Source organism: Staphylococcus sp. OJ82, assembly GCF_000294465.1.
Classification (GTDB): domain Bacteria; phylum Bacillota; class Bacilli; order Staphylococcales; family Staphylococcaceae; genus Staphylococcus; species Staphylococcus equorum.
The window spans coordinates 365249-387751 of sequence record NZ_ALPU01000011.1 but is presented as its reverse complement, the minus strand read 5'-3'; the positions used below and the strand labels follow the sequence as shown (position 1 = coordinate 387751).

The following is a 22503-nucleotide window of genomic DNA, read 5'->3' as shown; positions in this document are numbered from 1 at the left end:
TTGAGGGGATTAAAAGTGACGAAAATTTCTGCGAGGTTGCGTTTTTTTATATTAATTATAATAGATTCATTTATTGTTACGTTTTCAGTGTTCTTAGGGTATTCAATTTTAGAACCATATTTTGATGCATATTCCATTGACTTATTAGTATTATCATCAATTATTTTATTAATATCTCATCATATCTTTGGCTATTTTTTTAATTTGTATCATAGAGCTTGGGAGTATGCTAGTGTAGGTGAATTAATATCAGTTGTAAAAGCAGTTACATTTTCAATTGTATCTACAATATTATTGGTCTCATTAATTTCAGGAGGAAGACCATTTTTAAGATTATATTTTATTACTTGGATGATGCACTTATTATTAATTGGTGGATCAAGACTATTTTGGAGAGTTTATCGAAGATATTATATAGATAGTCCAATTGAAAAAAAATCAACATTAGTCGTTGGAGCAGGGCAAGGTGGCTCAATGTTAATTCGTCAAATGCTAAGAAGTAATGACATGCGTATGCAACCTGTTTTAGCTGTAGATGATGATATTAATAAACAAAAAATTACAATTACTGAACGTGTAAAAGTGCAAGGATATATTAAAGATATACCAGAACTTGTTAAAAAGTTCCAAATTAAAAAAATTATTATAGCAATACCTACATTAAGTCAAGAACGAGTTAACGAAATAAATGATATTTGTAATATTGAAGGCGTAGAACTATTTAAAATGCCTAATATCGAAGATGTGTTATCAGGAGAAATTGAAGTAAATCAACTGAAGAAAGTAGAAGTTGAAGATTTATTAGGTAGGGATCCGGTTGAATTAGACATGGCTTCAATATCCAAAGAATTAACTAATAAAACAATATTGATTACAGGCGCTGGTGGATCTATTGGTTCAGAAATTTGTCGACAAGTGTGCAAATTTAATCCAGACAGAATTATTTTATTAGGTCATGGTGAAAATAGCATTTACTTAATAAACCAGGAATTAATCAATGTTTTTGGAAATGAAATTGAATTCATACCTATAATTGCAGATGTTCAACATAAAGAACGTTTACATGAAGTTATGAATATGTATAAACCATACGCTGTATATCATGCTGCAGCATATAAACATGTCCCATTAATGGAATATAATCCATTAGAAGCAGTAAAAAATAATATTCTAGGAACTAAGAATACAGCAGAAGCAGCAAAAGAATTCGGGGTTAAAAAGTTTGTAATGGTATCTACCGATAAAGCGGTGAACCCACCAAATGTAATGGGGGCGACAAAACGTGTAGCAGAAATGATAGTTCAAAGTTTAAATGATGAAAGAAGTATTACTCGTTTTATAGCAGTACGCTTTGGTAACGTTCTAGGTTCAAGAGGCTCAGTAATTCCATTATTTAAAAAACAAATTGAAGCAGGAGGTCCTGTGACAGTAACTCATCCTGAAATGACTCGGTATTTCATGACTATACCTGAAGCCTCTAGGCTAGTGTTGCAAGCAGGTGCATTAGCTCAAGGTGGGGAAGTATTTGTATTAGACATGGGAAAACCTGTAAAAATAGTTGATTTAGCTAAAAACTTAATTCGCTTAAGCGGTAAAAAAGAAGAAGATATTGGGATAATATATTCTGGAATAAGACCAGGAGAAAAATTATATGAAGAATTATTAAATGAAAATGAAATCCATCCAGAACAAGTTTTTGAGAAGATTTATAGAGGCAAAGTTACCCCTGGAAATATAGAAGAAGTAAACACTCTGATTTCAGAAATATTAAAGGATTTTAATAAAGAGAAACTTATCGACTTCGTTAATAAGTAGAAGGGAAATTGTATGCTACTGAAAATTATAAGATTAATAATGTTATTTATAGTGTATATATTGTTCCATCTTGTATACGTTAATTTAGTTTCAAAATATTTTATCTATGAAGGCTTTGTTAAAGATGGCTTTGAACAAACTGCTTTGTATGGCCATATAATTATAATTTCTATTTTAATATTATTGCAGTTATTCATGAAAAATGAATTTTATAACTTAATATACAATATATTCTTGATTATGATTGTATTTGGTCAATCAGTTGTTTCTTTATATATAGGTAATAACTCACTATTTTTATTTGTTATAATACCTCAATTTTCATTGTTTTTATTAGATATATTAGATAAAGATAATTTTAAAATAAAAAGAAAACAAATTGATGTAAATAACAAATATTTTAATGCTGTTGCAATTATTTTTGCAATTATTATTTTAATACCTTTTTTGAAAAACATAGGTTCAATTAATTTGTCCAATCTATTATTTAATGAAATTTATGATACTAGACTAGAAAGTAATAGCAACTATGGATTAATATTAAATTATTTATATAGCTCCATTGCAAGAGTGGTATTTCCATTTCTTCTTATATTTTTCTGGGTCAAAAAAAAATATATATTAAGTTCAATAGTTCTTGTATTTATTGTTCTTTTATTTTTATTAAATGGAGCAGTAAAAAGTATTTTGATTGGCGCTTTGGCAGCTATTGCTTTCTATTTATTTCGATATACAATTAAAAAATTTCATGTTCGTTTTAATGATAAATATGGTGTTTGTATTTAGTTTGATAGAAAATGCTATTTTTGGATCATATAAGTTAGCTGATTATATTAGACGTATATTTTACTTTCCTGGATATTTATTTGACGTTTATTTTCAAGAATTTCACAATAATTTTACTTACTATGGCCAAACTTTTTTAAGTGTATTATTTGGCAATAAAATAGATAGCAATATAGCTAGTTATATTGGAGAAGGTGTTTTAGGTAAAAAAGAAACGGTAGCCAATGTTGGAATATTCGCTGAAGGCTATATTAGTTTGGTATAATTGGGGTACTCTTTGCCACAATAACATTAGTAATTTTAGTGTTTCTTTTAAAATCATTAGACTTTAGCCATCGTTACTTTGGATTAATATTCACTTATATTTATATAATTAATACATCATTCTTAGAAACCTTATTAATAACACACGGTATGCTATTCCTTTTAATATTTGGATACTTCTTTATACCTAAGAATGATATGAAAGAAAGAGGTTGAAATACAATGTGCTTAGTTTCAATTATTATTCCCACATTTAATAGAAAGCCAGAATTGTTAGAACGTTCTATATTATCAGTATTAAACCAGAGTTATAAAAATTTTGAAATTCTTATAATAGATGATAATTACGACGACGATTATTCTTACCAAATTAGTAATTTAGTACAATCTTTCCACGACGAAAGAATTATCTACGCCAAAAATAAAAAAAATATTGGTGGAGCAGAATCTAGAAATAAAGGTATTGAAATTGCGAATGGAAAATATATTTCATTTTTAGATGATGATGATTTTTATTTAAAAGATAAGCTCGAAAAGCAAGTTGAATTTCTAGAAAATAACAGGTTTGATTTTGTAATATCCAATTTAGCTATATTGGACACATCCTACAAGGTCAAAGATTTAAGAACTTTTAATTGGTTTAAAAACAACCGGTTTACTAGCGAAGAATTACTTGTAGAACACTATAAGTATCATCTTACAGGTACACCAACTTTTATGTTTAGAAAAGAAATGCTTATTGATATTGTTGGATTTCCGAACGTTGAAATGGGACATGAGTTTCATCTCGTAGATAATGCATTGAAAAGAAAGTATAAATTGGGTTATATGAATGAATATTTCTCAATTGCGATAGTCCATGAAGGAAATCGAATTTCAACAAGTGATAAAAGACAAAAACAGTTAGATAACTTATTAAACTACAAGTTAGAAAATATAAAGGAATTAAAAATAAAGGATAAAAAGAGAATCTTATTTAGACACTATTTAGCTAAAACATTGGATCATCTTAACCATGGAAGGAAAACCAAAGCTATTCATTCGTCTTTAAAAGCTTTTTTCAATTATCCGCTAGCATTTATATTTGAAATTTTGAAATTAATAGCTATTAAGATTAATAATAAGGGAGTTACTTAAAATGAAAAAAAACAGAAAAATTGCAGTTATTGGATTGGGTTATGTGGGAATGCCTTTAGCAGTAGCATTTGCTAAACATTATGATGTAATAGGTTTTGATATTGATGCAAATAAAATTAAAAGTTATAAAAATAATGTAGATCCAACCGGGGAAATTGGAGAAGAAAGATTAAAAATAACTACAGTAGAATTTACTTCTGATGAGAATGATTTAAAAGAAGCTGATTTTTATATTATCACAGTGCCTACTCCAATTAAACAAGACAATACACCAAATTTAGATCCAATAGAAGGTGCTACTACAATGGTTGCAAAATATATGAATAAAGATGATTATATTATTTATGAATCTACTGTTTATCCCGGTGTTACTGAGGATATCTGTGTACCATTAATTGAAAGTATTTCTGGATTAGTTTCACCAAATGATTTTAAAGTGGGTTACTCTCCTGAAAGAATAAATCCAGGTGACAAAAAAAATACTGTAGAAAATATAGTGAAAATTGTTTCTGGTATAGACAAAGAAGCTTTAGAAGAAATAGCATCAGTATATGATAAAGTTATAAAAGTTGGTACGTATAAAGCTTCATCTATTAAAGTAGCGGAAAGTGCGAAAGTTGTAGAGAATAGCCAAAGAGATATTAATATTGCATTTATGAATGAATTATCTCAAGTTTTCAATTTAATGGATATTAATACATTTGAAGTTATTGAAGCAATGAACACCAAATGGAATGCACTTGAATTCTATCCTGGCTTGGTAGGTGGTCACTGTATAGGGGTGGATCCTTATTATTTTATTTATCAAGCAGAAAACTTAGGATATCATTCTCAAATTATATCTGCGGGAAGAAAAATAAATAATCAAATGGCACAATTCGTAGTTAATAATATAATTAAAGAATTAATGAAATATAATAAATCATCAAATAGTAATGTAGTTATAGCTGGATTAACATTTAAAGAGAATACTCCTGACTTTAGAAATTCAAAAGTTATGGATATGATAAGTGAAATGAATGAATTTGGTATTAGACCTAAAATAGTAGACCCTTATGTTGAAAGTTATAATGGTGAATTAGAAGCAGACATTGTAGACTTTAAAGATATTGCCGAACCCATTGATGTATTACTATATGCTGTGAACCATAAGGAATTCATGGAAACTAAGGATGATGAATTTATAAAATTATTACACCAAGATAATGCAATAATTATTGATTTGAAAAATAGATTCAAGAAATATGAAAGCGATGTAGTTAAGTACTGGTCTATTTAATGAAAGAAGGTTAATGAATGAATGTATTGCATTTAAATAGTAATTATCTTCACTCACCACTATATAGTGAAATGATAAGTGAATTAGAAAAATATGATATAGATAGTAAAATACTTATGCCAAGAAAACTAAATGATAACAAACATATCAACAGTAATTTAGTAGATAATAAAGCAACAATAGAATATGAACAATTTTTAAAACCTATTGATAGATTTTTTTATTTTAGAAAGCAGAAAAAAATAAAAAAATGGATGAAATCCATTAATATTAAGTTAGAAAATTATGATGTTATACATGCTCATACATTATTTTCTGACGGTTATCAAGCATTTAAGTCAAATAGGCCTTATGTTATAACGGTAAGAAATACAGATGTGAATTATTACTTAAAATATTACAAGCATTTAAGAAATTTAGGAAGGAAAATATTGAATAATGCAAGTGCAATTATTTTTTTATCCGAATCTTATAAATATAAAACGATTGAAAACTTATATGTGAATCATGAAGATATTAAAAATATCAAAAGTAAATCTTATACAATACCTAATGGTATAAATCAGTATTGGATTAATAATAAAGTGAATGAAAAAAAACAAATATCAAATGAAATAAATTTTTTATTTGTTGGTAGAATTATGAAGAATAAGAATATTGAAATTCTAGCAGAAAATCTGAATGAAAAATATTTTTCAAATAATATTAAAATTTATATTGTCGGTGATGTTATTGATCATGATTACTACGAATATTTAAAGAAATATAAAAATCTAGTCTTTTTAGGCAGTAAATCTAAAGAAGAAATTAGCGAGATTATGAAGGAAATGCATATTTTTTCTTTAGTATCACACCATGAAACATTTGGATTAGTGTATTTAGAAGCTTTAACTCAAAACTTACCTGTTATTTATACAAAAGATGAAGGATTTGATAAATACTTTTTAGAAGGTATTGTTGGTTACCCTGTAAATTCTAACAGTGGAATTGATTTAATTAAGAAAACTAAAATGATTATAAATAATTATTCTCAAATACAAAATAACTTGAATGATTTAAACAAACAAGCATTCAGTTGGGAACAAAATGCACTATATCACAAAGATATATATGTAAAAGTAATTAATAGGAATAATTGTTAATTATGAAATTTTTAAAAGATATAACTTTAAATATTGTTTCACAAGCAATGTTTATTGCAGTACAACAGTTATTATTGTTTCCAGTATTTGAAAAAAATTTAGGACAAAGTAATTTTGGTTGGTTTTTATTAATCTATGGGATTTTTAATATATTTACAGTTACAATTGCTACAAGTTTTACTAATTTATATCAAAAAAAATTCAATGAATTATTCAATGAATTAAAAAATAGGTCGGCATATTACAGTTTTTATAAAAAGTTATTAATGTGTTTTTTGATTTTAACAATAATATCAAGTGTATCAGTAATTATTAATAAAATTGATATAGTAAACTATATATTATTAGGATTATTAGTGGTATTTACTGCAAGTAGAATGTTTTTAATGGTTTGGTATCGAGTACAAAAAAAGTTTTCAATGATTTTAATTGTCAATTTTTTACTAAGTTCAATGTACGCATGTCTATATTTTATAACAATTAATAGTGTTACTGAAATTTTAATTTCTTTTATGGCAATAGAATTCGTCATAAATATCATAATCTATTTATTAAATAGAATAAATATTGTTGTTTTGATAAACTCGAAAATTAAGGACTTTGATTTGATATCGCTTAATTTTTTAATGGTTTCAGGATTTTCAGCTTCACTTATGAATTATTCAGATCGGCTTATAATAAATATTTTATTAGGAGCCTCAAGCATAACAATATTTTATATTGCTACGTTGCCTACTAAATTGATGCTATTTCCTTTTAATATGATATCATCAGTTATTTTAAGTTATTTAGCAAATACGGATAATATTACTAAATATCTAAAGAATAGAGTGCTTATTTCCTTACCTGGAGTTTTTATTAGCGTTTTTGTTATTTCTTATTTTATTGGAATAATAATTATGAAAATAATATACCCTCAATATATTGAGGAAGTGTTTGATATATATATATATGTGACATTAACTTTTAGTTTTATATGCATTGATTATATTATAAGAAGTTTTCTTTTGAAATATTATTCTTTATTAAAAAAAGCAATGCTAGATGTAGTAACGCTTATTTCATTTATAATACTATCTATTTTATTTAATCTTATAGATAATAGTTTAGTCTCGATTGCAGTTGCACAATTAGTAAGTTTTGCAATAAAGGTCTCAATTGAAATTTTTATATTTATAAAATTAGATACTAAGGAATTAAGTAAGGAAGTGTAAAAATGATTAGTAAAGTTAAAGTCATATTCAGAAAGTTATTTTTAAGAAATTCCACAAAAGGATTTTATAAAAAATTAAGGAAAATAAAGATTTATTTAATGGGTAAACTAAGTGATGAAACATACGTCAAACTTAACGTGAGGTTAAATACAGGAATAAAATTAAATTTAATAAATCCTGAATTGCATATAGAAAAGATAAATTGGTTGAAATTAAATTATAGAAATCCATTACAAACAGAATATACAGATAAATATAGAATAAGAGAGAATTTAGTGGAAAAAGGTTATTCTAGCATATTGCCACCATTTATAGGTGTATATAAGTCTTTTGATGAAATTGATTTTAATCAATTACCTAATAAAATGTTTTGAAAACTAATCATATGTCTGGAGTAAACTAAGCTATAATTAGAGATAAAACGGATATGAAAAAAGCAAAAGAAAAATTCGAAAAATCATTAACTAAAAATTATTATGAGATTTCTAGAGAGTGGAATTCTAAAAATATATCACCTAGAATTATTGTAAAACCTTTCTTAGATATGAATAAATATTTAGATTATAAATTTTTTGTATTTAATGGAAAAGTAGAGTTTTTTGCAATTATTAAAGGTATAAATGATGACAATGGAAATCAGTCGTTAGATAGTCAATTAAATCTTTATGATACTAAATTGAAGCCTTTACAAGTCGATATTAAACGTAAAGGCTTTGATGATAGTCATTTTAATTTTAGCGATTATATTGATGAAATGATAAATATTTCGGAAGAATTAGCTAGTCCATTCCCGTTTTGTCGTGTTGACTTTTTAGTTAGTAGTGAAGAATATTTGTTTGGCGAAATGACATTTCATCCAAATGGTGGTGAAATGGTACTGTATCCAATGAAAAATGAATATTATTATGGCAATAAAATAAATTTAGAAAATATCTCTGATAAATTTTTAAAGGAGGAGTGAATTATATGAAAAGAATTTTCGATATATTTAGCTCGACCTATGCAATAATTATATTTTCTCCGGTATTAGTTCTTGTTTCATTAGCAATTAAACTTGAGTCTAAAGGTCCAATTGTGTTTAAACAAGATCGTCCGGGTTTAGAAAATAAATTATTTAAAATATATAAGTTTAGATCTATGAGACAAGATACACCTAATGTAGCTACTGATAAATTAGACCCATCAGACTATATAACTAAAACTGGAAAATTCATCAGGAAAACTTCTTTAGATGAGTTACCACAATTATTTAATATTATAAAAGGTGATATGGCTGTAGTTGGTCCAAGACCAGCTTTATACAATCAATATGAACTCATTGAAAAAAGAACAGAGGTTAACGTTCATTTAGTGAAACCAGGTTTAACAGGTTTAGCTCAAGTCATGGGTAGAGATGATAATTCAGATGATCAAAAAGTTCAATATGATAAGTTTTATACAGAAAATCAGTCTTTCATGTTAGACATGTATATACTTTATAAGACTATCAAAAACACTATTTCTTCAGAGGGGATAAGTCATTAATGAGAAAAAATGTATTAATTACAGGTTTAAATGGCTTTGTTGGAAATGAACTACAATCACTTTTAGAAGAAAATGGTTGTAATGTTTTTAGAATAAGTTTGAAAAATAACGATTGGAAATTGCAATCGTTAAGTAAATTCGATGTAGTTATTAATTTAGCCGCTTTAGTTCATAACAACACACCTAACGCAAAAATGGTGGATTATATGAATATAAATTATCATTTAACAAAACAATTCGCTGAAAAAGCTAAAAATGATGGAGTTCCACAATTTATATTTTTAAGTACAATGAGTGTTTATGGGCTGAATGGTTCTTTAATAGAAAATGTTCAAATTGATCAAAGTACACCGTATAAACCAAATACAGCATATGGTTCTTCTAAATTACTAGCTGAACAAGCTATCCAATTATTAATCGACAGAGACTATGTGGTGAATAGTGTAAGACCACCTATGATTTTTGGAAAAGGTGGGCCTGGAAATTTTGCGAAATTAATAAAAGTAGCGAAATTGAACCCTATATTCCCTAAAATTAATAATGAAAGAAGTGTCATACATATAGATAATTTATGTATACACCTTTTAAGTTTAATGAATAATCCAGAACCAGAAATTACTCATCCACAAAATGAAGAATTTATGAATACTAACTCTGCTTTAAAATTGATTAGAAAATACTCTGACAAGAAAATTAAGATCATAGAAGTACCTGTGCCTATGATATTTAGGAATGTTTTAGGAAAAATAAATATATTCAATAAAATTTACGGTAATTTAACTTATTCTAAAGTCATTGATGAAAGATATTTAAATACCAGTCAATACAAATCATTTGAACAGTCTGTACAAGAAACAATTAATTAAAACTTTACACGACAAGGAGTAATGTAATGAGAAAAAAGAAAAAATCATTAACTAAGAAAATTGTCGTTACGGTAATTATTGTGTTGGCAATCTTAGTTATTCTTGTAGCTGCTTTTATTTTTTATAAATTATTTTCATTAAATAACTCTATCAATAATCCGTTAGACAGAGAACATTCGGAATTAAGAGATAAACCGAGGGAGAAAGGCGATCCAATTTCAATTGTTCTCTTTGGTATTGATGATGATGAAGTTAGAAAGCAAGAAAATGGTGGACAAAGGTCAGATTCTATTGTGTTACTGTCTATAAATCCGAAAGACAAGAAAACAGAAATGATTAGTGTACCTAGAGATACACATGCTGAAATTGTTGGTAAAGATACTGAAGAAAAGATTAATCATGCATATGCGTATGGTGGTCCAGATATGGCAGTGAAATCAGTAGAAAAATTGATGAATGTACCTATTGACCATTATGCTTCAATCAATATGGATGGTGTTTCTACGCTTATAGATGAAATTAATGGTGTAGATGTCGTTAGTAATAGTAATTTTAAAGTTAGAGACTATGTTTTTGAAAAAGGTAAAAAACATCACATGAATGGTGATGAAGCTTTAGCATTTATGCGAAGTAGAAAAGAAGCAGGTGCAGGTGGCGACGAAGGAAGACAAGTACGTCAACAACTTGTAATAGAAGCAGTCGCTAAAAAATCACTTAAACCAAGCGCTATTCCTAAAATCAATACAATTTTCGATGCTGTAGAAGATAACGTACAAACTAATTTAAGTTTAACTGAACTTAATGATATTAGATCTGATTATCAATCAGCACAAGAGACTGTAAATCGTCATACATTAAAAGGTGAAAATACAATGGGTGATGATGGGCTTAATTATTTTTACCCAGGAGATAATGAAAAAATAATTAAGGATTATAAAAATAATTTGAAATTAGATAAGTAAAATGTATTTTTAAATTAAACTACCACTATTTTAGTAATAAATAGTGGTTTTTTTATTATTAAAATTAATGTAACCGCAAACATAAATAAAAGACTTCACGAGCAGTTTCAAGTATAATCGTTTTTAGTACTAGGTATTAAAACAATAGATAGAAATGAGGTTTATTTATGTCGAAAGTAATTAATGATATACATACAGCATTCGATGGATTAGAGGATGGCATGACTGTACTTGCTGGTGGCTTTGGGTTATGTGGCATACCAGAACATGCTATTGAAGCAATCCGTACGAAGGGTACGAAAGCTTTAACAGTAGTAAGTAATAATTGTGGTGTAGATGATTTTGGTTTAGGCCGTTTATTAGAGAAAAAACAAATTGATAAAATGATTAGTTCCTACGTGGGTGAAAATAAAATATTTGAACAACAATTAATTAATGGTGAATTAGATGTAGAATTAACACCACAAGGTACATTAGCTGAGAAATTACGTTCAGGTGGCGCAGGTATACCTGCTTTTTATACGAAAACAGGTGTCGGTACGTTAATCGCTGAAGGTAAAGAAACGCGTGAATTTGATGGTGAAACGTATGTCATGGAACGTGAGATTAAGGGTGATTTTGGTATTGTAAAAGCACAGAAAGCAGATACCTATGGCAACTTAGTTTTTGAAAAAACTGCGCGTAATTTCAATCCATTATGTGCAATGGCTGCCACAACGACTGTCGTTGAAGTTGAAGAATTAGTTGAAGTTGGCGAAATTGATCCGGATGAAGTACATATGTCAGGTGTTTACGTCGACTATATTTATTTAGGAGAGCATTTTGAAAAACGCATTGAGAAACGCACTGTAAAGGGGGCTAATCATGGATAAACAATTACAACGTAAGATGATTATTCAACGTGCCGCACAAGAGATTAAAAGCGATATGGTAATTAATTTAGGTATCGGTATGCCCACGCTTGTGGCCAATGAAATTAATGACCATGTAGAGAATGTCTTTTTCCAATCTGAAAATGGATTGCTAGGTATCGGACCTTATCCAACAGACGCCGAAGTGGACCCTGATTTAATCAATGCAGGTAAAGAAACAGTAACTGCTGCCAAAGGTGCGTCGTATTTTGATAATGCGGAATCCTTCGCTATGATTCGTGGCGGACATATCGACTTAGCAATCCTTGGTGGCATGGAAGTCTCACAAACAGGAGATTTAGCCAATTACATGATTCCAGGTAAATTAGTCAAAGGTATGGGTGGCGCGATGGATTTAGTCGTTGGCGCACAAAAGGTCGTCGTAATTATGGATCACATGAATAAACATGGTGAATCTAAGATTAAAGCGCAATGTGAATTACCACTCACTGGTGCTGGCGTCGTCAATACATTAATTACAGATTTAGCAGTATTTCAATTTGAAAACGGAGTGATGAAGCTTGTTGAATTACAAGATGATGTTACTTTGGAAGAAGTTGAAGCCAATACAGAAGCACAATTTGAAAATCATTTGAAGTAGGTGTGTAGAATGGTCAAAGATAAAGTAGTCATTATTACAGGTGCAGCAAGTGGCATCGGTTTAGGGATTGCTAGAGTATTTTTAGAAAATGGCGCTAAAGTCGTGTTAGCTGATTTAAATAATGAAAAATTAGCTCAAGAAGCGCATGATTTGAAAGACCAAGGTTACGATTGCATGCCCGTTCAAGTAGATGTCACTGACGAAGCAGCAGTTAAGAATATGGTAGATGTAACTGTAGCAAAGTATGGTCGTTTAGACATTTTATTTAATAACGCAGGCTTACAACATGTTGAAAGTATCGAATCATTCCCAACTGACAAGCTCAGACAAATGATTGATATCATGTTAACTGGCAGTTTTATTGGTACAAAATATGCATTGCCGATTATGAAAGAACAACAATTTGGTCGTATTTTAAATATGGCTTCAATTAATGGCGTGATTGGTTTTGCTGGAAAAGCAGCGTATAACAGCGCTAAACGTGGCATTATCGGTTTAACAAAAGTCTCAGCTTTGGAAACGGCGTCGGAAGGCATTACAGTCAATGCGATTTGTCCTGGTTACATAGATACGCCACTCGTACGTAATCAAATGGCAGATTTAGCTAAAGATAGAGGCGTCGAGGTAGAGCAAGTGTTAGAAGACGTATTATACCCGTTGATTCCACAAAAACGCTTATTAGATATTAAAGATATCACAGATTATGCATTATTCTTGTGTAGCGACAGCGCTAAAAGTGTCACCGGGCAGGCTATTTTAATTGATGGTGGTTATACTGTTCAATAAACAAAAAAATATAAATAATATTTAATCTTAATTCAGTGATAATTTTCAATAAAAATATGTTACGTTATAGATAACTTAATATATTGATGACTTGAGGGTGAATTACTGATGAAAGGTCCAGACGCAAATGATACAAGTTGGGTATCTGTTATTTTTACCATTGCTTGTCTTGCAATGTCGGAAATACTAGAAAATAGTTTGTATAATAAAATGCTCACTGCAGTTATGATTTTAATATTGATTTTTATTGTAATTCGTAGATTGAAAGTGACTTTATATGATATACAAACACAAGATGACAATATAAACACATTTATTAGTGTGAAAGCTGACTATTGGATTTTATACGTTAAAGATATGATTGGTTATGGACTGATGGCAGCAATCTTTTTTGACTTTTTATTTATAAAAAATAGTTTGGCGTGGCTTATATTATTGATAATCGTCATTTTATTTGGACTCTTAATACTATTTGAGAATAAATTTGAAAAGAAAACTGACATTATTGAAACAAATGATATGGAATAGAGGTGTTTTATGCTTTTTATAAGCGCAGAAGAACAAGCACAATTATTAGATATGTCAGAAATTGTTGAAGCAGTAGCGGAATCCTTACGTGCATATTCAGAGGGCAAGACTGATACACCTTTGCGCTATTCGTTACCTTTTAATGAGGACAACCGTTATCTCGTGATGCCGGCATTGTCAGATGAATTGAAGATTGTCGGACTTAAGACAGTGACCGTGGCACCAAATAATACTAAAGTCGGTAAGAAAACCATTGTAGGATCTGTTATTTTATCTGATTATGAAACAGGTGAAACACTAGCGGTACTCGAAGGCTCTTATTTAACGAAGATACGTACAGGTGCGATATCAGGTGTGGCAACGAAATACCTTGCACGTGAAGATGCTAAAACATTATGTGTCATAGGCACAGGAGATCAAGCGGATGGTCTTATTAAAGCAGTCCTTGCAGTAAGACAGATTGACCGTATACAGTTTTACAATCGCACGTATGAAAAAGCTGTGACTTTTGCTGAAGAAGTACAAAGTGAATATCCAAATCTAGATTTAGCAGTGTTTGATAACGTAGACGAGGCCATAGAAGACGCGGATGTCATTGTAACTGCTACCAATGCATCAGAACCAGTATTTCATAAGCGTTTAGCGCCAGGCGTTCACTTAAATGCTGTCGGTTCCTTTAAACCAGATATGCAAGAATTACCATCTCAAGCCATTGCAGATGCAGACAAGGTTGTTGTAGAAGCAGTAGAAGCGGTCATGGAAGAAACAGGAGACTTAATCAACCCGGTAGCAGAAGGTGTATTTAAAGCAGATGGTTTATACGGAGAACTCGGGAACATTGTTTCTGCAAAATTAGAAGGCAGACTATCTGAAGATGAAATTACAATTTTCAAATCCGTAGGCGTAGCCATCGTTGATATCGTAGTAGCCAATTACTTTTATCAAAAATTATTGAAACAACAAAACGAATAAAATAAAAGTGACTATCATTAATTTGGTAGTCATTTTTATGTCTATACATACTAAAACCCCTTTTTACTTCAATCAAATACATACATACGATATGATATTTATGATTAATAGTACATACATTCCAAAAGCGGAAAGGGAAATTTATATGAAATCAATTTTACTTATAGGGCAGTCTAATATGGCCGGGCGTGGCTTTATCGATAGCGTGAAGCCAATCTTAGATGAGCGCATTCAAGTATTGAAAAATGGTAGATGGCAAATGATGGACGAACCGATACATAGTGATCGTTCTGTTGCAGGTATAGGCCCCGCAGCATCGTTTGCTAAATTGTGGTTAGATGATCATCCAGATGAAACAATTGGCTTAATCCCGTGTGCAGATGGTGGTACAACGATTGATGATTGGGCAGAGGATCAAGTGTTAACACGACATGCGATTTCTGAAGCTGAATTTGCGATGGAAAGCAGTGAACTTATCGGTATATTATGGCATCAAGGTGAAAGTGATAGTTTAGAAGGTAAGCATCTTGACTACGAAATTAAGTTAAATCAAGTTGTGGATCATTTTAGACAAGCGCTTAATGCACCTCAACTGCCATTCGTAATGGGCTTGCTAGGAGACTTCTTAGGCCAAGCAGCGTTTGGTCAAAGTGCATCAGAATACACTCAAATTAATGAAGTGATTAAAACTGTAGCAGAAGCAAAAGATAACTGTTTTTACGTAACGGCACAAGGTTTAACAGCCAATCCTGATGAGATTCATATCGATGCCCAGTCACAGCGCTTATTCGGTATGCGATATTATGCAGCATTTTTACAAGGTGACAACATTAAAGACCCGTTACCAGAAGAAAAGAAAGCGGATCATTTATTATATAAAAAAGAATATACAAAGAATGAACAAATGTATATGTTAGTAGCACGATTATCTAAGAATGAAATAACTTACCAAACATTTACAGAAGAAATGGCAAAGATGTATTAAAGTTATTACCTAGGGAATTTTGAAGTTTACACAAAATACCCCAACAATACGCACACTTTTTAGGTGATGCTATTGCTGGGGTATTTTTAATATGCTATTGTCAAAAATCTACTCAACACGACCGTGTGTAATCTGTGTTAATCCTTCATTTATAGTGAATATTTTGGCGTTGGTTTCCGTAACTCCCATAGCGTTGAGTCGTTCGCTATGCATATTTAAGTAACTTTCAGCATGCGCTTTACTGTCGAAGGCGTAAATACCACCTGCTTCTTTTGCTGTTTCGTTCTCGGTCCAAATTTACCATAAAAATCCTGGTTCATCATTAATCGATTTTGCTAAATCCTCGAATTGTCGTGCCATTTCATCTCCAAACGGACCATCTAAAGGAAAATCGACTTGTAAGATATGTACCATAAAAAATCATCCTTTCTAATTTCATAATCATATATTCACTATACATGGTTAAGTCGTTTACTGGTAAAATTTCAACTGCTTAAGTTAAAAAAATCTAATTTAATTCTGATAATAATTTTAATATATAAAAGAGAAAATCCTTGCAATTAACATGTTTTGGAGTATGATGAAGGTGAATAATTACACTTGCCAAAAGGGAAACTACAAAATAGGAGTGATTTATAATGAATAAAGTAGTAAAGTTACTATCTTCAACAGTCATAGTATCAACACTTGTCGTAGGTTCTTCCGCAGCGTATATAACGAGTAATAATCAAGAAGTCAAAGCGCAGTCAGAGCAAGTACAGAAATGGGGGCACGGTGAAGGTGGCGCTAGCGGTGCCAACACTGAAAGTAGTGCGAGTGGTGTAGAATTAAAAGCTGAAACACCATGGTATAACTACGAAGGTTATACAACATATGATGCTTCATTTACACAAGATTACAACTTTGTAAGAGCGTTAAAATATGATAATGTCTCAATCGATGGCTATAAAGTAGATCCAAAAGCAGACTCTAAAGTTGAATATAACGAAACAATTTATGATACAACAGCATCATTTAATAAAGATGATGAAGTTGTTCAAACAACTTTCTTCACTAAACCAGATTCAGTTTCAAAGGATACGTTTAAAGATGCACACAGTTCTAATGAAATAACTGAAGAAGGAAAACTTGGTAACGAGGATGGCACGTTTGTAAAATATAAAACAAATGAAGGTAGCTACACAGCGTTCTTTGATACAAAAGATAATTTAATGGAAATGACTATAAGCCAATAGCCATACAGAATAATGAGTTACAGTTATTATAAAGTATGACTCGTTCACTCCTCATTGTTAGTGATTATGACAATGAGGGGTTTTTATTGTAGAAGCAAAATTTAGGTATTTATAAATAATTGTATTTTTGTAATATAATAATTATAGTTAACATAAGTATAAGGTTATATTTAAATTAAGGGGAGTTGGATACTTATGAAAAAAGTTTTTTGGGGTTTAGTGTTTAGTGCATTATTTTTCATGATGAGCAATGGTACGGTATCAGCGAATGAATTTGATAAAATAGAAAAAGATAATAATACAACAGTTGGGGTATATGGTATTAATACTGAGAATGGTAAAAAAGTTCAACACAATGCGAATGAACGTTTTGCATTTGCTTCTACTTTTAAAGCCATCGCGAGCGGTGTGTTATTAAATAATTATTCAGAAAAAGATTTAAATAAAAAAATAACAATTAATGAAGCAGATATTGTAGAATATTCACCTGTAACTGAAAATTACATAGGCAAACAGATGACACTTAAAGATTTAATTAAAGCATCTATGTTACAAAGTGATAATACGGCTAATAATAAAATAATGGAAGAACTTGGTGGCGTTAAAGCCTTTAAACATGAGTTGAAGCAATTGGGTGACAATATTTCTAATCCACAACGCTTAGAACCGGAGTTAAACCTCTATGATCCAAATAGTACAGCCGATACTACAACACCTAGAGCTGCAGCACAGACATTAAATACAATTTTAACAAGTGACCAAATAAGTGACGGGAATTTAGATTTACTGAAACAAGTTATGATTGAAAATGAAACAGGCGATAGTTTAATTAAAGCAGGTGTACCAGACAACTATATCGTTGGAGATAAAAGTGGCCAGGGCTTAACATATGCTACGCGTAATGATTTAGCATTTATCTATCCAGATAAACATAAAAAACCAATTATTCTTGCAATTTATACAAAACAAGATGACAAAGATGGTCAGCCAGATGATAAAGTAATCGCAGATGCTGCTGAAGAAGCAATTGCACAATTACGCTAAGTTAATAAAATGATGATAGGGCTATTCAGAGGAGCAGAATATGGAAATAAAACAAATGAAATATTTTGTAGAAGTTGTGAGAAATGGTGGAATGACACAAGCTTCAGAACATTTATATATCGCACAGTCTACAATTAGTAAAAATATTAAAAGCATTGAAAACGAATTTGATATTACTTTGTTTGATAGAAGAAAAAAGCATATTATTCTAACGGATATAGGACAGATTTTTTATGATAAGTGTGTTGAAGCATTAGCAGTCTTAGATGATTTATCATTAGAAATGGGCGACGTCACGAATTTAGAAAGAGGTCATATCCGCATCGGCATATCGGCAATTATGAATGTCAGGTTGTTTACGGAAAGTTTAAACCAGTTTCATTCCCAGTATCCTAATGTGACATATGAAGTCATTGAAGGCGGCGGGAAAGCGGTCGAATTTTATTTGAACAACGATGAAATTGACGTCGGTATTACAACTTTACCAGTGGATGAGGATATCTATCATGCGGTACCTCTATATAAGGAGAAGTTATTACTTATCGTTGATAAAAATTCTGAGTTAGCCCAACAATCATCTATCTATTTAGGTGATTTGAAAGATGAGAGCTTTATTATGTTTCATGATGACTATTACCTGAAAGATCAAATTATAGAAAGCTGTAGAAAAGTAGGATTTCATCCTAAAACAGTAGCTAAAATGTCTCAAATTACTTTTATAGAAAATATGATTCGTGATGGTATTGGCGTGAGTATATTACCTGAAAGTATCGTCAATATCTTAAATGATGGTGTTGTCGGCATTGAAATAAGTGGTGCTGATGTAGCGTGGAATTTAGGTGTTATATGGAAGAAAGAAAGTTATATGAATCACGTTACGCATGAATGGATTAATTTTTTAAAGGATTTGAAATAAAAAAGTGTCATCAAAGTTGAAGTATTCCACTAAGGAATGTCAAATATTCCAACTATGTATTTTAATCATAGATAAAGGCGTAATATAATAGAAGTTGTAGAGGGTTATGAGTACTGATTAACTGATCATTGCGAAATGGTTATAAGTTGAGTTTTCAATATGTATGAATATCCACGTACAATCAATATATGATAGCTTTTATAATAAATGATAATTCAACTCAGGACTCATAACGGCAGAAGATAACTAAGGGAGTCCTCAAATTTTATAAAGATGGTAATCATAACGTACTAATCAGAGATGAAAGTAGGATTAGATACGTGATACATTTGTAATATAGATACAAATGTATCGTATGTTAACCAATGCTTGCACAGTTGCGTGTTTTAGAATTATAGTTAAAACCAATAAAATTCATCAGTTCTCCCATTAAAAAACTGAAAACAACCCCTATCTCTCTAAATATTGGTTAACTTTTTTCTGTACAAACAAGATGTGTTGTAACACGTGACTTGCAAGCAATATATAAAGCGCGCGTTATATTAACGGCATTTTAGCAAGTAGCATGTCATTACATTATAAAGTGATAGGTGTACGCGATGTTGTATAACAGACAACAAGACAGGCACAATGCAATTTGGTAATGGCATTCCTAGATTATAAAAATCACTTGCTAGATGCCTTCATATATTTAAGAAAGCTTATGCTTCAGTTGAAGTAATATTAAAAGTAATAACCCTCTAGATAAATATCTCTCAAACAAGAGCGACCCTGACTACACTGTCCAATGTAGCTAGGGTCGCTTTGTTAATTTAATGAAATTTGCATGTATTAAATATTATTCTGTAATGATGGATGTAAATGATATGCTGCATCGGTTGGTTCATTTTTAATAACTTTATCTAATGTAGTCACGATTTGTTGAGCGATTTCAGATGTAGGAACACCGATAGCATTGACAGGATAATCTAATTTTTTAATTTGTGGAATATTATCGTAAGAGTAAATCATTGGTTGATTCTCAGGTCCAATGGCATTAATCGTCCCTACAGTAATATCGTAACTCCCGCAAATCACGCCAGGAGAAAGCGTGTCGGTTTTTAAATGTTGCTTCACGGATGCTTCTGCTTCTATCGCGTTCAATCCATTAGAATCGATAATACGATAGGTAATGTTTTGCGCATTGCAGTAATCAGTAATCGCATCTTTTTTAGCGATTTGACGGGCGTCATTTGTATTAATATCGCCTATGTAATCAATCGTTTGAATACCTTGTTCTAATAAGGCATTAATGGCCATAATCATCGCTTCTGCATGATTGACATTGATAATCGGGTAGGGAATATCTCTATCTACACCATATGCGACTACCGGTACGTTATTATAAATTTCAGGCGGTAAGTTTGAATTGTCACCTTCATCAAAGATAACGATACCATCACAGCCAAATTCAACAAATTTCTTTGAAGCGGCCGCAACGTCATCGATTGAAACAAACATGACATAACCGAGTGATTTAATGGCTCTATTAATTTCTGAAATGAGATGGGTCACGGCAACACGATCTACGGAAGGCCAGATTAATCCAATCGTGCCACTTCTTTTAGAAACGAGTGCTCGAGCCGAATGATTAGGTATGTAATTCATTTCAAGCGCTTTTTGTTGAATCATTTGTTTTGTTTTTGGTTTAACGAGTTGGGAATTTTTTAATGCTTTACTGACCGTGGAATAACTGACACCACAGGCTTCGGCAACGTCTTTTAAAGTAACAGCCATAAAAGTTCTCCTTGAAATAGATTGATTTAAGTTAGAATTAATTATACCATAAAGATAAGCGTTAGAATATTTTTTTGAATCTTAATAACAACGTTGTTATTTTCAGAGGTCAAACACAAAAGATGAAATTTATAAGGAGATGTAAAGATGAATTCAAGAGATACGATGAAGTATATTCAAGAAGGTCAACACATTGCAGTAATGCGTACAGACAACCCAGAGACGTTTTTAGATATTTCGAATCTAATTATAGAACAAGGGCTTAATATTATCGAAGTAACGTTAACGACACCAAATGCGATAGAAATTATTGCTGAATTATCTAAGAGAGAAGATGCGCTCATTGGTGCAGGTACTGTACTTGATAGTGTATCGGCACGTACAGCGATTTTAAACGGTGCTAAATTTATTGTAAGTCCATCTTTTGATAAGGAAACAGCTAAAATCGCTAACTTGTATGACGTTCCTTATATTCCAGGATGCATGACGGTTAAAGAAATGGTTGAATCGTTACGCTATGGTTGTAAAGTATTGAAACTATTCCCAGCAACACAATTTTCACCTAAATCTATCAAAGATTTCAAAGGTCCATTACCACAAATTGAGATTGTTCCAACTGGTGGCGTGGGTAAAGATAATCAAAAAGAATGGTTAGACGCAGGTAGTTTTGCAGTAGGCATTGGCAGTGAAATTACAAAAATTTATCAACAACAAGGACAAGAAGCTTTAGTGCAATATATTTCTGAATTAAAAAGAGAGGTATAACTATGACGGTATTTGGATTTGGAGAAGTATTACTACGCTATACTCCACCTGATTACAAACAACTGAAAGATGCCAATACCTTTGGTGTTAATGTTGGAGGTGCAGAATTAAATGCGCTCGTGACCTTATCTCAATTTGGGCACGCTACTGAAATGTTAACGGTATTACCACAACATGCATTAGGCAATTTAGCTATGAAAAAGCTGTATCAGACACAAGTAGGTACAACATTTTTGAAACAGCAAGACGGTAGAATAGGCACATATTATATGGAAGAGAGCTTTGACTTTCGAAGTGGTAAAGTTATCTATGATCGCGAACATTCAACTTTCGCAGAATATGGGTCAAGCATCATCGATGACTTACCAATACAAAGTGGTGATTACTTTGTATTGACTGGTATTACATTGGCAGTTAATACAACAGTACGACAACATATCGTTGATGCACTAACTAAATTAAAGCAACAAGGCGTTAAAATCATATTTGATATTAATTTCAGAAGTAACTTGTGGTCTAAAGAAGAAGCCGTACCAGTAATCAAGTCGATACTGCCACTTGTTGACGTACTCTTCTTTGGTAAAAAGGATGCGACACATTTACTTGAGACAAATTCTGAAGAAGATGATATGAAGACATGTGCTGAAACGATTCAATCACAATATGAGATGCCATTAATGGCTTCCAGTAATAGAGATATTGAGCAAAGTACATTACAAGGTATTATGTTATCGCAACAAAGCTATATTGAAGGCCAAGCTTATCAATATACGGTATTGAATCGCATTGGAGCCGGTGATGCATTTATGGCTGGTGTCTTACATGGACTGATTCGTAATTGGCAATTAGACGAGACTATAGATTTTGCGACGAAATGTTCAGTCTTACAACATACGACAAACGAGGATGCATTAAGTGTAGAAGAAAACGATGTGCATAATTTATCCTCTCATTTCGGTGGGCTTAGTCGATAGAACCTTAAACAAAGGGGCATA

At 31.0% G+C, this 22503-nt stretch carries 24 protein-coding genes and 1 pseudogene; 23 read left to right on the top strand and 2 right to left on the bottom strand.

The window, feature by feature from the left end:
- Window positions 1-15 precede the first annotated feature (15 nt).
- The 18 genes from SOJ_RS12840 to SOJ_RS12760 all read left to right on the top strand — a co-directional run bounded on the left by SOJ_RS12840 (window position 16) and on the right by SOJ_RS12760 (window position 15772).
- The gene (locus tag SOJ_RS12840) at window positions 16-1815 is read left to right on the top strand and encodes a polysaccharide biosynthesis protein (RefSeq protein ID WP_002508551.1); all 1800 of its coding nucleotides are present in this window, start codon (window positions 16-18) and stop codon (window positions 1813-1815) included.
- A gap of 12 nt (window positions 1816-1827) precedes the next feature.
- On the top strand, window positions 1828-2601 hold the full coding sequence (locus SOJ_RS12835; RefSeq protein WP_002508550.1) for a hypothetical protein: 774 nt from the start codon (window positions 1828-1830) through the stop codon (window positions 2599-2601).
- Between the two features lies 1 nt (window position 2602).
- The gene (locus SOJ_RS12830) at window positions 2603-2866 is read left to right on the top strand and encodes a hypothetical protein (RefSeq protein WP_002508549.1); all 264 of its coding nucleotides are present in this window, start codon (window positions 2603-2605) and stop codon (window positions 2864-2866) included.
- A 221-nt stretch (window positions 2867-3087) separates the two neighbouring features.
- On the top strand, window positions 3088-4002 hold the full coding sequence (locus SOJ_RS12825) for a glycosyltransferase family 2 protein (protein WP_002508548.1): 915 nt from the start codon (window positions 3088-3090) through the stop codon (window positions 4000-4002).
- A gap of 1 nt (window position 4003) precedes the next feature.
- Window positions 4004-5281: a nucleotide sugar dehydrogenase gene (locus SOJ_RS12820; protein WP_002508547.1), complete on the top strand. Its 1278-nt coding sequence runs from the start codon at window positions 4004-4006 to the stop codon at window positions 5279-5281.
- Window positions 5282-5298: 17 nt separating this feature from the next.
- Window positions 5299-6423: a glycosyltransferase family 4 protein gene (locus SOJ_RS12815; protein WP_002508546.1), complete on the top strand. Its 1125-nt coding sequence runs from the start codon at window positions 5299-5301 to the stop codon at window positions 6421-6423.
- 2 nt (window positions 6424-6425) lie between these two features.
- Window positions 6426-7637 carry a hypothetical protein gene (locus SOJ_RS12810; RefSeq protein ID WP_002508545.1) on the top strand — a complete coding sequence of 404 codons (1212 nt, stop codon included), beginning with the start codon at window positions 6426-6428 and terminating at the stop codon, window positions 7635-7637.
- Window positions 7638-7639: 2 nt separating this feature from the next.
- Window positions 7640-8011, top strand: a complete 372-nt coding sequence (locus tag SOJ_RS14750) for an ATP-grasp fold amidoligase family protein (protein WP_002508544.1) — start codon at window positions 7640-7642, stop codon at window positions 8009-8011.
- Between the two features lie 53 nt (window positions 8012-8064).
- Window positions 8065-8598 carry an ATP-grasp fold amidoligase family protein gene (locus SOJ_RS14745; protein ID WP_002508543.1) on the top strand — a complete coding sequence of 178 codons (534 nt, stop codon included), beginning with the start codon at window positions 8065-8067 and terminating at the stop codon, window positions 8596-8598.
- A 5-nt stretch (window positions 8599-8603) separates the two neighbouring features.
- On the top strand, window positions 8604-9161 hold the full coding sequence (locus SOJ_RS12800; RefSeq protein WP_002508542.1) for a sugar transferase: 558 nt from the start codon (window positions 8604-8606) through the stop codon (window positions 9159-9161).
- Window positions 9161-10027 (top strand): NAD-dependent epimerase/dehydratase family protein, encoded by an 867-nt coding sequence (locus tag SOJ_RS12795; RefSeq protein WP_002508541.1) that lies wholly within the window; start codon window positions 9161-9163, stop codon window positions 10025-10027. Before SOJ_RS12800 ends, SOJ_RS12795 begins: the two co-directional genes overlap by 1 nt.
- A gap of 26 nt (window positions 10028-10053) precedes the next feature.
- Window positions 10054-10989 carry an LCP family protein gene (locus SOJ_RS12790; RefSeq protein WP_002508540.1) on the top strand — a complete coding sequence of 312 codons (936 nt, stop codon included), beginning with the start codon at window positions 10054-10056 and terminating at the stop codon, window positions 10987-10989.
- A gap of 167 nt (window positions 10990-11156) precedes the next feature.
- Window positions 11157-11861: a CoA transferase subunit A gene (locus tag SOJ_RS12785; RefSeq protein WP_002508539.1), complete on the top strand. Its 705-nt coding sequence runs from the start codon at window positions 11157-11159 to the stop codon at window positions 11859-11861.
- On the top strand, window positions 11854-12501 hold the full coding sequence (locus SOJ_RS12780; RefSeq protein ID WP_002508538.1) for a 3-oxoacid CoA-transferase subunit B: 648 nt from the start codon (window positions 11854-11856) through the stop codon (window positions 12499-12501). Before SOJ_RS12785 ends, SOJ_RS12780 begins: the two co-directional genes overlap by 8 nt.
- A 9-nt stretch (window positions 12502-12510) precedes the next feature.
- Window positions 12511-13287, top strand: coding sequence for a 3-hydroxybutyrate dehydrogenase (locus tag SOJ_RS12775; RefSeq protein WP_002508537.1), 777 nt, complete (start codon window positions 12511-12513; stop codon window positions 13285-13287).
- A 108-nt stretch (window positions 13288-13395) separates the two neighbouring features.
- Window positions 13396-13815 carry a hypothetical protein gene (locus SOJ_RS12770; RefSeq protein ID WP_002508536.1) on the top strand — a complete coding sequence of 140 codons (420 nt, stop codon included), beginning with the start codon at window positions 13396-13398 and terminating at the stop codon, window positions 13813-13815.
- 9 nt (window positions 13816-13824) lie between these two features.
- The gene (locus SOJ_RS12765; protein WP_002508535.1) at window positions 13825-14787 is read left to right on the top strand and encodes an ornithine cyclodeaminase family protein; all 963 of its coding nucleotides are present in this window, start codon (window positions 13825-13827) and stop codon (window positions 14785-14787) included.
- A 145-nt stretch (window positions 14788-14932) separates the two neighbouring features.
- A complete protein-coding gene (locus SOJ_RS12760) occupies window positions 14933-15772 on the top strand; it encodes a sialate O-acetylesterase (protein WP_002508534.1) in 840 nt (279 codons plus the stop codon).
- A 108-nt stretch (window positions 15773-15880) separates the two neighbouring features.
- On the opposite strand, the pseudogene SOJ_RS12755 reads toward SOJ_RS12760, so the two are convergent.
- A pseudogene (locus SOJ_RS12755) lies at window positions 15881-16186 on the bottom strand (monooxygenase).
- Window positions 16187-16410: 224 nt separating this feature from the next.
- Here SOJ_RS12755 and isaB point away from each other — a divergent pair.
- The 3 genes from isaB to cidR all read left to right on the top strand — a co-directional run bounded on the left by isaB (window position 16411) and on the right by cidR (window position 18967).
- The gene (isaB, locus tag SOJ_RS12750) at window positions 16411-17007 is read left to right on the top strand and encodes an immunodominant staphylococcal antigen IsaB family protein (protein ID WP_002508532.1); all 597 of its coding nucleotides are present in this window, start codon (window positions 16411-16413) and stop codon (window positions 17005-17007) included.
- A gap of 195 nt (window positions 17008-17202) precedes the next feature.
- Window positions 17203-18051, top strand: a complete 849-nt coding sequence (gene bla, locus SOJ_RS12745; RefSeq protein ID WP_002508531.1) for a class A beta-lactamase — start codon at window positions 17203-17205, stop codon at window positions 18049-18051.
- Window positions 18052-18091: 40 nt separating this feature from the next.
- The gene (gene cidR, locus SOJ_RS12740; protein ID WP_002508530.1) at window positions 18092-18967 is read left to right on the top strand and encodes a cidABC operon transcriptional activator CidR; all 876 of its coding nucleotides are present in this window, start codon (window positions 18092-18094) and stop codon (window positions 18965-18967) included.
- An 831-nt stretch (window positions 18968-19798) separates the two neighbouring features.
- Here cidR and SOJ_RS12735 read toward each other — a convergent pair.
- Window positions 19799-20743, bottom strand: coding sequence for a LacI family DNA-binding transcriptional regulator (locus tag SOJ_RS12735; RefSeq protein ID WP_002508529.1), 945 nt, complete (start codon window positions 20741-20743; stop codon window positions 19799-19801).
- 147 nt (window positions 20744-20890) lie between these two features.
- Between SOJ_RS12735 and eda the strand changes: the two genes are divergently transcribed.
- Window positions 20891-21508 (top strand): bifunctional 4-hydroxy-2-oxoglutarate aldolase/2-dehydro-3-deoxy-phosphogluconate aldolase, encoded by a 618-nt coding sequence (eda, locus tag SOJ_RS12730; protein ID WP_002508528.1) that lies wholly within the window; start codon window positions 20891-20893, stop codon window positions 21506-21508.
- Between the two features lie 2 nt (window positions 21509-21510).
- A complete protein-coding gene (locus SOJ_RS12725; protein WP_002508527.1) occupies window positions 21511-22482 on the top strand; it encodes a sugar kinase in 972 nt (323 codons plus the stop codon).
- Window positions 22483-22503 lie beyond the last annotated feature (21 nt).